General features: G+C 69.2%; 9 protein-coding genes, 1 tRNA gene and 1 pseudogene. 6 read left to right on the top strand and 5 right to left on the bottom strand.

Features of this window, described 5'->3' with window-relative positions; all coding sequences use genetic code 11:
* Nucleotides 1-222 precede the first annotated feature (222 nt).
* Nucleotides 223-750, bottom strand: a pseudogene (locus HW837_RS50125) (peptidoglycan-binding protein); the annotation flags it as partial.
* Between the two features lie 1445 nt (nucleotides 751-2195).
* Between HW837_RS50125 and HW837_RS34730 the strand changes: the two are divergent.
* From HW837_RS34730 to glxA, 6 genes are all read left to right on the top strand, one after another.
* A complete protein-coding gene (locus HW837_RS34730; protein WP_193381118.1) occupies nucleotides 2196-2636 on the top strand; it encodes a hypothetical protein in 441 nt (146 codons plus the stop codon).
* Nucleotides 2637-3056: 420 nt separating this feature from the next.
* Nucleotides 3057-3542 (top strand): hypothetical protein, encoded by a 486-nt coding sequence (locus HW837_RS34725; protein WP_237270495.1) that lies wholly within the window; start codon nucleotides 3057-3059, stop codon nucleotides 3540-3542.
* 83 nt (nucleotides 3543-3625) lie between these two features.
* Nucleotides 3626-4054, top strand: a complete 429-nt coding sequence (locus tag HW837_RS34720) for a hypothetical protein (protein WP_237270494.1) — start codon at nucleotides 3626-3628, stop codon at nucleotides 4052-4054.
* A 63-nt stretch (nucleotides 4055-4117) separates the two neighbouring features.
* Nucleotides 4118-4191, top strand: a tRNA-Lys gene (locus HW837_RS34715).
* 483 nt (nucleotides 4192-4674) lie between these two features.
* A complete protein-coding gene (locus tag HW837_RS34710; RefSeq protein WP_193381121.1) occupies nucleotides 4675-6672 on the top strand; it encodes a glycosyltransferase family 2 protein in 1998 nt (665 codons plus the stop codon).
* Nucleotides 6669-8606, top strand: coding sequence for a radical copper oxidase GlxA (glxA, locus tag HW837_RS34705; RefSeq protein ID WP_045560594.1), 1938 nt, complete (start codon nucleotides 6669-6671; stop codon nucleotides 8604-8606). Before HW837_RS34710 ends, glxA begins: the two co-directional genes overlap by 4 nt.
* Nucleotides 8607-8681: 75 nt before the next feature.
* On the opposite strand, the gene HW837_RS34700 is transcribed toward glxA, so the two are convergent.
* The 4 genes from HW837_RS34700 to HW837_RS50120 all read right to left on the bottom strand — a co-directional run bounded on the left by HW837_RS34700 (nucleotide 8682) and on the right by HW837_RS50120 (nucleotide 13316).
* Nucleotides 8682-9632 carry a hydroxyacid dehydrogenase gene (locus tag HW837_RS34700; protein WP_052683060.1) on the bottom strand — a complete coding sequence of 317 codons (951 nt, stop codon included), beginning with the start codon at nucleotides 9630-9632 and terminating at the stop codon, nucleotides 8682-8684.
* 62 nt (nucleotides 9633-9694) lie between these two features.
* On the bottom strand, nucleotides 9695-10330 hold the full coding sequence (locus HW837_RS34695; RefSeq protein WP_045560595.1) for a LysE family translocator: 636 nt from the start codon (nucleotides 10328-10330) through the stop codon (nucleotides 9695-9697).
* 2 nt (nucleotides 10331-10332) lie between these two features.
* Nucleotides 10333-11271 carry a homoserine O-succinyltransferase gene (locus HW837_RS34690; RefSeq protein ID WP_052683061.1) on the bottom strand — a complete coding sequence of 313 codons (939 nt, stop codon included), beginning with the start codon at nucleotides 11269-11271 and terminating at the stop codon, nucleotides 10333-10335.
* Nucleotides 11268-13316, bottom strand: coding sequence for an FAD/NAD(P)-binding protein (locus HW837_RS50120; protein ID WP_177262068.1), 2049 nt, complete (start codon nucleotides 13314-13316; stop codon nucleotides 11268-11270). The genes HW837_RS34690 and HW837_RS50120 overlap by 4 nt, the downstream gene beginning before the upstream one ends.
* Nucleotide 13317 lies beyond the last annotated feature (1 nt).

Below are 13317 nucleotides of genomic sequence, written 5' to 3'. Positions count from 1 at the left end.
GGCGGACGCCTCCGGCCTGACAGGCGACCCGGGCCTGACGGACGAGCCATGCCTGACGGATGACCCGGGGTCGAGGGGCACGGTGGATGTGCCCGGTGCTCCCGGCTCCCCCGTCGGCCGGTGCACGACGGGCGGTCTGGGCGGTGCGGGCGTGCCCCGGGGGCCGGGGTTCCCGGCCGGCCCCGGCGGGATGTTCCTGCCCCTGCCGGTGACCAGGTACGACCAGGTCAGCGGGCCCGGGATCCCGTCGGCGTGACGGCCGGACCAGCCCTGCGCCCGCTGGAACGCCCGGGTGGCCCTGCGGTCGGCGTCGGACCAGACCGGCCCCGGACCACCGGTGTAGAAGCGAGCGCCGCCGCGCGCCACCAGCATCTGCCCCAGCCGGGCGACGTGCTTGTTCTGCGCCCCGGGCCCGAAGGCCGAGGCGCCGGGGAACCGGTCGCCACCGGACGGCCCGGCGGTCCCCTTCGCACCGGGGTTCTCCGAGGGGACGGCGGGCGCGCCGGAGCCGTTGGACGCGTCGGTCTCGTCGTCCGAACCGCCCGCGCCGTCGGGGACCAGCCCCTTGTAGCGGTACGGCACATAGCGGCTCGCGTTGTTCCAGTACGCGTACGGGGTGGCCTGCCTGCGGGCGTACGGGCGGGCCGACTCGTAGGCGATGTAGCGAGTCTCCGTGTCGTCCGTCCAGCCGCCGAAGATGACGACGTGCGAGCCCTGCCGCGGGTCCTTTGGATTATGGAAGAGCAGCATGTCGCCGGGCTCCAGCCGGCCCTTGGAAATCCGCTGCGCGAATGTGTCGAGGCTGCCCGTCCATTCGTTCCCGGGCAGGTTCCAGGCCATGGAGACGAATCCCGAGCAGTCCTGCCGATAACCGTCGGACCAGTACTCGCGCATGCTGTACGGGACCTCGTCGGCGATCCACCGCTCGGCCCGTTCGATGATCTCGGCGCGGGTGGTGGGCGGTGTCCGCACCCCCTTCAGCGGCTTCTCCCCCTCGGCCGGCCGACCGTGGGGGCCGTGCAGCGGAGTCTTCTTCCCCTGGGGTGTCTTGGGCCCCTCATCTGCGGGAACGGCGCCGGGACTGGCCGGTCCGTGGGCCGCGGCGACCGCCGGTACGGCATGACCCGCGCCGAGCGCGGCACCGGCGGCGGTGGCCACGACGAGGGCGTTCCTGGCGGTCCTGGCCGCCGGGTGACTCAGATGGGCGTACTGGGTCGAGTACGGCATGACCCGCCGCCAGTGGACACAGCCGGGGCATTCGCAATCGGCCCCCGGATCGATCTCCTCGAATACCGGAGTCCCCATGCGATTCCCCTCGCGAACCGACCGAAGAATTCCACGCTTCTGCACGCCCGTCAGTTTCTCAACTGTCCTCCCATGTCGCATGCTGACGGTCCAAATGATGTACCCGGCCCCACCCGGCCCCGAGAGCCTCCCCTCGCCGGCGCCGGCCCGGCGGGCTTCGGGCTCGCCTCCGCCGGCGTCGGTCCCGGCCGCGCCGCCGACCGCCCGGTCGACGACCGTGGGACGTCGCGAACAGCTGCTCGCACCTCGTGACGGTTCACCAAAACCCGGCAAAGTCCGTTCGGCGGTGCATAGTTACCGGTCGGTTTACTAATTTCGGCAAGTGACTCGCCAGTAGAGTTTCGTTCATAGAATCAAGTCACGCTCGATCTTGACGGCCGGTCCCACCGGTTGCATGATCAGCGCTGAACCAGAGCCGCGTAACCACGAAGAAGTCTTCCCACGGGTCTTGACCAGTCCCGCATGACTTCTCCACATGAAGAGGCGGGGCACGGGGGTTTCGGGCAGGCACTCCAAAAGTGCTACCCGCCGTCGATGTCGCGCTTCTTCCGCCATCGCCTTCTGCACGTTCACCGAACCATCTCCAAAGACCCCCCACCTTCTTTGGGAGCTGTTCACCACTCCGCACCCACACCTACCTCCCTCGCATACCCTCCTGCCCTTTTCGTGACCCCTTTCCCAGCCTCCTGCCACTTTTCCGCAGGCGCGAAAGGGGTGCTCACGCCTGCCCGAAAACGGCATTGTTTCGACCCTCAGAAAAGCCTTCCGATAAAGGTCCTTGAAGTCTTGACTTCACCTCGGGGCAGCTCCATATTGATTCCCGACCACCCCCCACCTCGAAATTCGGTCCTCCCCGGAGGACCGTTTTCGGGGACACCAAGGAGACATCAATGGCGATTGCACTCCAGTTCAAGCGCAAGGCGGTCCTGGCCGCACTTGTGATCACAGCGGCGGCGGCGACCACGGTCACGACGCCCGGCACGGCCGAAGCCCAGTCGGGGTCCCGTATCTGCGGGAACTACTGGGAGGCCCGGGCCAACGGAAAGACGGTCGGGATCATGGCCAAGGTCCTCGAGGTGCCCAAGGTCGACTTCGGCATCTGCCTCCGCGTCATCGACAAGACGAACAGCATCAACGGCCGGAGCCTGCCGGGCTACAACGGCAAGGTGACGTGGAACCCGCGCCAGCCGATCCGGTCCTGGACCTGCGAGGACGCCGGCGACCTGTTCAACGACAAGTACGGGAACGACCCCTGCCTCAACATGAACCGGGTGGACCTCATCGGGCAGGTGGCCAACCGCACGCCCGCCGAGTGGTCGCAGGTGTACTGAGAACACGCGGAAGCCGTCAGTGGCATCGCGCTCTGATGCGGGGCCCTCGCCCACACCAGACCATGCCGCCGGCGGGCGGGATCGAAGACGGACACCACGGGCCGAGCCGTCGACGGCGGGACCACCACAGGTGGCATCAATTCACCCTCGGAACCGGTCCAGGAGCATTCCCGAAAGGCAACCGTTCCAATTTCCCGCGAATGATCGCAACACCCCTTCACCCACCCCCGACCAAAATTCCCCCCAGGAAGGGATACGAAAATGGTCACAAAAATCTGGTGGAATCGCGCACTGATGTCCTCTGCCCTACTCCTCGCATCACTGATGAGTACGGTGGGCACAGCGGAGGCGGCGACGCAGTGCTTCACCCAAAGCCATTCGGATGGCGCGAAGATCGTTCCCGGTACAGGCGGCGGCAATGTGACGCGCTCGATCGCCCGGCAGCAGGCGGCGGGGACCTGGTACGACGTGGTGTGGAGGGGTGACCTCTTCCTGTGCCCCGGCGGCACCACCTGCAGCTACGCATGGCAGAAGTCGAAGACCTCGAGCACCAGCTGGAATCTCGGCGGAAGCACCGACATAGGCAACGCCAGCTCGCCCTCCAAGAAGTGGTACAACGTCGTGCTCGGACTGGTCGGCGGCTACAACAGGTCCACGGAGGTCAACACCACCTTCACCTTCACCGTCAACATGACGGGCGGACAGAAGGCAGCGCCCGTCAACGTGGCGGTCCGCCGCTGGACCGAGGGCGACTTCGTCGGCGGTTGGGTCAGGTCGAACCGAGGCTGCAAGGGCGGAACGTCGTACGACTGGGACGGGAACGTCAGGTTCGGCAAATGGAACAGGAACATATTCCAGCGCTGGATGGCCACGTACGAGATCAACGGCCAGGTCCGGCCCCGCTGAACATCCACGCACTGCCCGGTGCCGTCCCCGCGCGCACCGGTGAGGCCGACCAAGCTCAAGGAGCGATGATGAAGGTTCAGCGTATGAAGCGACGCACGGCGACGCTGGCGGCCGCCGGCATGGCGGCCGGGGCACTGTTCGCGATCGCCGTCCCGGGTACGGCCGAGGCCCAGTCGGGCTCCCGGATCTGCGGGAACTACTGGAAGGGCTACTACAACAAGGGCCAGCAGGAAGTGATCTGGTCCCGAGTGATCGAGGTGCCCAAGAGCGACGGCGTGTCCTGCCAGCGGGCGATGGACCGGACCGACAAGGTCGGCAACCCGCCGAGCGAACTGACCCGGCTCGGTGTGACCTGGGGCTCCCGGCAGCGCCTGCACAACGTGACCTGCGAGTGGTTCTCGCAGGACCTGTTCAACGCCAAGTACGGCGACGACGTCTGCAACAGCATGCAGCGCGCCGACAACGTCTGGCAGGTCAACGGCCGCACCATCAGCCAGTTCTGGTACAAGTGACCGCCCGGCGGGGGTGCTCCGTGGTCGGAAGCACCCCCGCCGCTCCGGTAAAGTTCTTCTCGCGCGCCGCTAGCTCAGTTGGTTAGAGCAGCTGACTCTTAATCAGCGGGTCCGGGGTTCGAGTCCCTGGCGGCGCACCCATCGGAGAGGCCCCTCGCGAGTGAACCGCGAGGGGCCTCTCCGCATGTGCGCGTTCTCCCGCGCCCTCCCCCGCGGGTTCCGCACACCCCCTTCGCACTCCTCACGGATTCTCCGCCAATGCCCCATTGATCGTGTATGACCGGTAAACGCCCTGTTTCGCATCTTGCGATCAAGATGGACACCATAGAACCCTGGGCCGTAAGAGACACCGGATACACGGCGGTTGGGGGGCCTTGGGCGGTTTGCGCCCGGGGATGGGGATCTCAGGCCCTCATTGAGGCACACGATGTGCGCGCTCAGGAACAAAAGATGCCGAGGGGGCATCAATGCAACCGGATGGTCGTCGTCCCGTGTCTCCATGGTGTAGATCACATGGTGACGATGACCCACTGATACGTCCGTAACGGTCGAGGGGGACCGATTCGGACGAAAGACCGACGAACACACACTCGACGAAGTGTGTGCGGGGGGAATGACTCATGACGTCGACGCCGACGGGCGCCCGGCACAACCACGACCCATCCGAGACAACCCAGCTGAAGGTGCCGTCGCACCGGACCGGAGCCTTTCGCAAGCTCAAGAAGAACCTTCCGAGATACGACTACGAGCACTACAGCCGCCTCGCCGGCCCGCTCACCCAGCCCGACCCGACCAAGCCGTACACGGTGCAGTACCGGTCGCTGATCTCCCAGGAGCCGCACCGCCTCAGGGTCGCCCTGATGCTGGCCGCCGCGCCGCTGCTCTCCCTGGTCCTGCTGGCCTGGCTGCTGCAGCAGGACCACTGGACCAAGCGCGACTACGTCGAGTACGACTTCCTGCCCGCCCTCGACATGGTCATGCTGGTCTCGATCGGTCTGATCGAGTTCTTCCGCTGCATGAACGTCCTGTCGAACGCGCACGCCACCCTGGTCGCCCGCGACCCGATCCCGGTGGTGCCCGAGACCGGCACCAGAGTCGCCTTCCTCACCTCCTTCGTGCCCGGCAAGGAACCGCTGGAGATGGTGACGAAGACCCTGGAGGCCGCGGTGCGGCTCCGCCATCGCGGACTTCTGCACGTGTGGCTGCTCGACGAGGGCGACGACCCGGACGTGAAGGCGGTCTGCGCGCGCCTGGGCGTGCACCACTTCTCCCGCAAGGGCATCGCGAAGTGGAACCAGCCCAAGGGCCCGCACCGCGCCAAGACCAAGCACGGCAACTACAACGCCTGGCTCGACGCGCACGGTGACGACTACGACTTCTTCGCCTCGGTCGACACCGACCACATCCCGCTCCCCAACTACCTGGAGCGGATGCTCGGTTTCTTCCGCGACCCGAACATCGGCTTCGTCATCGGCCCGCAGGTCTACGGCAACTACGACAACTTCGTCACCAAGGCCGCCGAGTCCCAGCAGTTCCTGTTCCACGCGCTGATCCAGCGCGCCGGGAACAGGTACGGCGCGCCCATGTTCGTCGGCACCTCCAACGCCGTACGGATCAAGGCGCTCAAGCAGATCGGCGGGCTGTACGACTCGATCACCGAGGACATGGCCACCGGTTTCGAGATCCACCGCCACAAGAACCCCGCCACGGGCAAGAAGTGGCGTTCGGTCTACACCCCGGACGTCCTCGCGGTCGGTGAAGGGCCCAGCGCCTGGACGGACTTCTTCACCCAGCAGATGCGCTGGTCGCGCGGGACGTACGAGACGATCCTCACGCAGTACTGGAAGGGCTGGTACTCGCTGCCGCCGACCAAGCTCTTCAACTACACGATGATGATCATCTTCTACCCGATGTCGGCGCTCAACTGGATTCTGGCAGCCCTGAGTTGTGCGCTGTTCCTGGGCCTCGGCGCCTCGGGTGTGAACATCGACCCGGTGGTGTGGCTGATGCTCTACGGCAACGCCTCTGCCCTCCAGATAGGCCTGTACGTCTGGAACCGCCGGCACAACGTCTCCCCGCACGAGCCGGAGGGCTCCGGCGGCGTGGCCGGCATGGTGATGTCCGCGCTGTCCGCGCCGCTCTACGCCAAGGCGCTGATCGATTCGGCGCTGCGCCGCAAGAGCAAGTTCGTGGTCACGCCCAAGGGCGACTCGGCGAGCCCCGACCGGTGGTTCGGCACCTTCCGGTACCACTGGTACTTCATCGTCATCTTCGGTGCCTCGATCACCGCCGGGTTCGCCTTCGGCAACGCCCATCCCGCGATGATCATCTGGGCCGTCTTCGCCATGACGATCACCGCTCTCCCCATCTTCGCCTGGCGCTACATGCTGCGGCAGGACCGGAAGAAGGCCGCCGCCGCGGCCGCACTGCAAGGGTCCATGGTGGCGCCGCCCGAGGCGGCTCCCGCACCGTTCGCGCCGACCCACGCACCACACGCCCCACACGCGCCCCACGCTCCCCAGCACAAGCCGAGCTGGGCGGCGTCCGGGTCGGGCGGCGGGGGTAGCGACCAGACCATGCAGATCGCCCTGGGCGGACTTGGGGGACGTAAGGAATGAAGGACCGTGCAGGCCGCCGCCGTGCCCGTCGCCTCGCGATCGGCGCGGCGGTGGTCCTCGCGCTCGCCGGGATGAACGGGCCGTGGGTGTACCGCTTCAGCACCGAGAAGTACCACGAGTACAAGATCAACAGACCCGAGTACAAGGCCGCCAACGGGCACTGGCAGATCGTGGAGTTCCCGGAGAAGTACCGGCAGAACACCATCCACGCCGCGCTGCTGCACACCGGCAAGATCCTGCTGATCGCGGGCTCGGGGAACGACGCCGAGAACTTCGACAAAAAGAAGTTCGACACCCGTGTCTGGGACCCGGTGAAGCAGACGATCAAGCGGGTGCCGACCCCGGCCGACCTGTTCTGCACCGGGCACACCCAGCTGTCCAACGGCAATCTGCTGATCGCGGGCGGCACCAAGCGCTACGAGAAGCTGAAGGGGGACGTCACCAAGGCCGGCGGCCTGATGATCATCCACAACGAGAATCCCGACAAGGGGATGAAGCTGAGGGCGGGGACGAGGTTCGTCGGCAAGGCGAACGGCAGGACCTTCGTCCTCAAGGACACCGTCGAGCTGAAGAAGGCCGTCAAGACCTTCGACCCGGACACCGGCAAGTTCACCGGCAACAAGCCGGGCATCGCCCGCGCCTATGTCGAGGCCGAACGCAGGGGCAAGCGGTACGAGACGGGGACGGAGGACAACTACAAGGTCGTCGGCCTGAAGGGGGAGGACGCGCGGAACACGTACGGCATCGCGCAGAAACTCGCCCTCGACAAGAAGGACTTCCAGGGGATCAGGGACGCCTACGAGTTCGACCCGGTCGCCGAGAAGTACATCAAGGTCGACCCGATGAACGAGGCGCGCTGGTACCCGACGCTGACGACCCTGTCGGACGGCACCGTCCTGTCGCTGTCCGGTCTCGACGAGATCGGGCAGCTGGTCCCGGGCAAGAACGAGGTCTACGACCCCGGGACGAGGAAGTGGACGTACACGAAGGGCGTCCAGCAGTTCCCGACGTACCCGGCGATCTCCCTGATGCAGAACGGCAAGCTGTTCTACTCGGGCGCGAACGCGGGGTACGGGCCGGACGACATCGGGCGCGACCCCGGGATCTGGGACCTGAAGACCAACAAGTTCACCAAGGTCCCCGGCATGAGCGACAGCAAGCTGCTGGAGACCGCCGGGACCGTGCTGCTGCCTCCGGCGCAGGACGAGACGTACATGGTCGTCGGCGGGGGCGGGGTCGGTGAGTCGGAGCGGTCCAGCAGGCGGACCCGGGTGGTCGATCTGCTGGCCGACCGGCCGCGGTTCGTGGACGGGCCGCGGCTGGCGAAGGGCACGCGGTACCCGCAGGCCTCGATCCTGCCCGACGACACGGTCCTCATCTCCGGCGGCTCGGAGGACTACCGGGGGCGCGGCGACTCCGACATCCTCGAAGCGCGGCTGTACGACGCGCGGTCGGGCGGCATGCGGCGGGTGGCCGACCCCCTGGTGGGCCGGAACTACCACTCCGGGTCGATCCTGCTGCCGGACGGACGGGTCGTGTTCTTCGGGTCGGACTCCCTGTACTCCGACAAGGCCAACACCAAGCCGGGGGAGTTCGAGCAGCGGATCGAGATCTACACACCGCCGTATCTCTTCCAGGACGCCCGGCCGTCGCTGACCGGGGACCCGAAGACGGTCGCGCGGGGCGGGAAGGCGACGTTCGGCACGCGGGACGGGTCGTCGATCGAGGCGGCGCGGCTGATCCGGCCGAGTGCGTCGACGCATGTGACCGATGTGGACCAGAAATCGATCGAGGTGGACTTCGAAGTGACCGGGGACGAGATCACGGTGACCGTGCCGAAGAACCGGAATCTGGTGCAGTCCGGCTGGTACATGCTCTTCGTGACGGACGACGCGGGGACGCCGAGCGAGGCGCGGTGGGTGAAGGTCCCGTAGCGCGCATGGTGTGACGAACGCCGAGAACCCCAGGTCGTGGACCTGGGGTTCTCGTCGGTCGGCGGGCCGGGGGGCTCAGCGCGGGGCGTTCAGGGCCTCGGGGGCCGGTTCGCCGCTGAGGGTCTGCAAGACCGCGCGGACGGCGTCCGTCGCCGCCCGCTCCTGGGCCTCGCGGGTGCTGGCGCCCAGGTGCGGGGTCACCGTCACCTCGTCGAGGGCGAGGAGCGGGGAGTCGGTGCACGGCTCGTCGACGAAGACGTCCAGCGCCGCGCCGGCGAGGCGGGACTCCCGCAGGGCCGTGTGCAGGGCCGCCTCGTCCACGATGCCGCCGCGCGAGACGTTGGCGAGATAGGCCGTGGGCTTGACCAGGCGGAGTTCGGCCTCGCCGATCAGGCCCACGGTCTTCGGCGTCCTCGGCACATGCACGGTGACGAAGTCGGACCGGGAGAGCAGTTCGTCCAGCGGCACGAGCTTGATGCCGTGCTGGTCCGCCGTCTCCGCGGTCGCGTAGGGGTCGTGGCCGAGGACCGTCATGTCGAAGGCGGCCATGCGGCGCGCCACCGCCAGACCGATCCGGCCGAGCCCGACGATCCCCAGGGTCTTGCCCGCGAGTTCGGTGCCGACATGAGTGGTCCGCCGCCACACGCCGGACCTCAGCTCCCGGCCCGCCGCCTGGATGTCGCGGGCCGCCGCCAGCAGCAGCCCGCAGGTCAGCTCGGCGGCGCTGACGACGTTGGCGGCCGGGGCGTTGACCACCACGACACCGGCCTCGGTGGCGGCGGCGACATCGATGTTGTCGACCCCCACCCCGGCCCGCCCGACGACGGCGAGATGAGGAGCCGCCGCCAGGACCTCGGCGTCCACCGTCGTGGCGCTGCGGACGAGGAGCGCGTGGACCTCGGGCACCGCGCTCAGCAACTGCGCGCGGTCGGCGCCGTCGCAGTGGCGCACCTCGTACCCGGGGCCGAAGCGCTCCAGGGCGGCCGCCGGCAGGGGGTCGGCGACCAGGACGACACGGGAAGACATCTGAATCTCCGTAGGGGTGGGGGCGGTTGGGCGAGATGTGCGCCCAGGTGGGGGCCTGCGGATCAGCTCTGGACGGCCATCGCGATACCGAAGGCGATCATGACCGTGCCGGCGGTGGCGTCGACGTTGCGGCGGACCGAGCGGCGCCGCATCCAGGTGCGCAGGCCGTGCGCGCCGAGGCTGATCAGGCCGTACCAGATCACCGCCTCCAGCGCGTTGACCGCGGCCAGCGCGGTGCCCATGAGCGCGGGCGAGACACCTTCGGGGATGAACTGCGGGATCGTGGCTCCGTAGAAGACACCGACCTTGGGGTTGGCCAGGTTGTTGAGCATGCCCCGGCCGAAGGAGCGCCACAGCGAGGCGGCCTCCGGTTCGAGGTCGGCCTCGCCCTCCTTGGCCGCGCCGATGGCCCGCGCCGAGCGCCACAGGCCGATGCCCAGCCAGACCATGTAGGCGGCGCCGACGATACGGAACACGGTGTACGCCGTCTCGGAGGCGGCGAGCAGCGCGCCGACGCCCACCGCGATGGCCGCGCCCCACATGACGGCGCCGACGCCCACGCCGACGCCGGTGATGAACCCGTGGAGCCGACCGCGCGCGACGGTGTTGCGGATGACCAGCGCGGTGTCCACTCCCGGCATGATCACCAGCAGGGCGGACACCAGGGCGAACGAGACCAGTGCCTGGAGGACTGACACGCTTACACTCCTGTCTTCTCGGCCGTGACCCCGGTGATCTCGGCCAGGGGGATTCCGTCACGCGTGAGGCCGCGCAGCCAGTTGCGGTAGAAGGTCCGTCCGGGGGCCTGCCAGTTCTCCACGGGCGCGGCGGACGGGTCGTCGCCCGGGAAGTAGTTGGCGGGGAGGGCGATGTCCGCGCCCTTGGCCGCGTCGCGCCGGTACTGCCGCAGCAGGGTGTCGGGGTCGTACTCCGGGTGCCCGGAGACATACAGCTCCCGGCCGTCCCGGCTTGCCGCGATGTGCACCCCGGACTCCGGCGACTCCACCAGGATCCGCAGCTCCTCGGTCTTCTCGAAGTCGGCGCGGAGGTTCTCGGTGTGGCGCGACTGCGGGACCGCGATCACCGGCGCGATGTCCGCCAGCAGCGGGGAGGAGGGGTCGGCGAGCCGGTTGGGGAAGTTGCCGAACAGCTTGGCGGGCAGTTCGTGCTTGGGGATGCCGTACCGGTGGTACAGCGCGGCCTGGGCGCCCCAGCAGACGTACTGGGCCGAGGTGACGTTATCCCGCGCCCAGTCCATGATGCCGCGCAGCTCGTCCCAGTAGGTGACCTGCTCGAAGGGGAGGAGCTCGACGGCGGCGCCGGTCACGATCAGGGCGTCGAAGCGGCGGTCGGCGACGTCCTCGTGCGTCAGGTAGTGCTCCTTCAGATATGCCTCGGGCGTGCTCCTGGAGACGTGGTCCCGGGGGCGCAGCAGGGTGACGCGTACGGGGAGGCCGGCACCGGACAGCAGCCGCAGCAGCTGGGTCTCGGTGACCGGCTTGTCCGGCATCAGGTTGAGGATCGCCAGTTCGACGGCCGGGGTCGCGGGCGCGGCCTCGCGTGGCTCGACGGTGACGGCTATGCCTTCGGCGGCGAGCCGTTCGACGGCGTCGATCGGGGTGGGGACGATGAGGGTCACTGGGCGGGGCTCCTGGTGATGATCTCGGTGGGGGTCTCGGCCGCGTTCGGGGTCGCGGTCGGGGTCTCGGGCGCGGCCAGGGTCGCGGTCGGGGTCTCGGGCGCGGCCGGGATCGCGGTCCGGGTCTCGATCGGCGTCGCGGTCGGCGTCGCGGCGTCGAGTTCGGCCAGTACGGCGGTGACGCACCGGTCGGCGTCCGCCAGCGCGCGGTTGCGGCCGCCGGGGGACGGCACGTAGTGGTTGTAGAAGGTCGCCCCCTCGCAGAGCGGGCCGAGGACGCGGACCTTCCGGTCGGGCCGTCCGTCGGCGGCGACGGGATGCTGGTCCGCCGTGATGTCGACCCCGCGGCTGCTGAGGGCGCCCGGGCGGTGTCTGCGGATACGTCCGCTCGCCACGAGGCCCGCCAGCAGCGGGCTCCCGGTCGCCTCCACGTCGGGCTGGCCCGAGGTGGCGTACGCCAGCCAGTCCGCCGGGGCCTCGTGGCCGGTGCCGAGGCGGGTGGAGGAGATCCGCCACACCGTCCCGTCCCACTCCACACGCGGCGCGGGCCCGAAGGGCACGCTGACGATCCCCGCCTCCAGCAGCGCGAGGAGCTCCTCGTGCCGGTCGAGCTGGGGGCCGGTGACCGAGCGGTTGAGGGTGGCGGTGAAGGAGCCGTAGAACTCGTCGTGCGAGTGCTCGTCCAGGCCGCCGAAGTCGACGGCGTGGCGGACGACGTCCCGCAGGTCGCGCAGGACTTCGAGGCCCGCCTTGACCGGGCTGCCGCCGAGGCCCAGCCGCGCCTCGACCAGGTCCGACCGCAGCCGTTCCTCGTACCACTTGCGGTAGGCGTCGGCGGAGTCGAACTCGGCGCTGTCGGGGAACAGCAGTTCCTGCGGGTCGAAGTGCCCGAACCGCTCGGCGTGTTCGACGTCCAGGGCGTTCAGCTCGTCGTCCAGGGTCCCCGCGTCCGCCGCCGCGCGCAGCCGCTCCGTCAGCGTCCGCTCGGCGTCGGCTCCCCCGGCGAGGGCGGCGCCGAGCCGGTGGAAGGCGCTGCGCATCTCGGCGCGGATCAGGGGGAGCACATCGCCGTGCAGATCCAGGGGGCGGCCCGCCCCGGCGGCCCGGAGCCGGTCGAGGGTCTGCGGCGTGAACAGCACCGGCCGGTACGGTCCGCCGGTGCGGTTGTCGGCGGGCCGGGCCCGGAAGGGGATGCCGGTGCGGGAGAACAGCAGGACGCTCGGTTCGCGTCCGCTGGGCAGATAGCGCAGGCCGCCGTCGACGGCCTCATAGCGGCCGCCCCTGCCGACGGTGAGCGAGGCGAGGACGTCCATCGCCGACAGGCCGGTGCCGCCGAGGGCCAGGGTCTGGCCCGCTGTGACGGCCGCGAAGGCGTCGGCGGGCGGGTAGATCTCGTGGATCCGCCGGGTCGCTCCCGGTGCCCCCGGGTCGGGGGCGGCCGGCGGGGTGTGGCCGGTGGTGAGGAAGACCGTGTCCACCCGCAGGGTCTCGCCGCTGTCCAGGGTGATCAGCCGCGAGTCGTCCGGGCCCGTGGTCAGACCGGTCGCCGTGGCGCGGTGGAACCGTAGCTCCACGTTGGCGGGGACGCGGTCGAGCAGGCGCCGCAGGAACCAGCGCAGGTACTCGCCGAGCACCCGCCGGGGCAGGAAGTCGTCCGGGCGCACCGGCCGGCCCTCGGTGCCGAGGGTGTGACCGTCCTCGGCCACCTTCAGACCACGGGCCGTCACCCACTCGTACAGGTTGGGGCCCCGGTCGCCGACGGCCGCGCCCACCGTCGCCTCCTCGGGGAAGAGGCTCACCTGGGCGCAGACGGTGTTGAGCAGCAGGTGGTCGGGCTGGTCGACGGCGTGGATGCCGACGCCGGTGCCGTCGGGGTCGACCACCTCGACCACGAGCCGCCGCCCCGCCCGGTCCGGCAGCGCGGCGAGGGTGACGAGGCGTTCGAGCACGCCGATGCCGCGCGACCCGAGCCCGATGATGCCGACGGTGCCGGCGACGGGAGCCTCCTGGACGGAGAGGGTGGGCTGAACTGCAGTCGTCTGCACG

This window comes from Streptomyces caniscabiei, assembly GCF_014930365.1.
Classification (GTDB): domain Bacteria; phylum Actinomycetota; class Actinomycetes; order Streptomycetales; family Streptomycetaceae; genus Streptomyces; species Streptomyces caniscabiei.
Note: the sequence above shows the minus strand (reverse complement) of the source record. Positions and strands in the feature narration are given on the sequence as shown.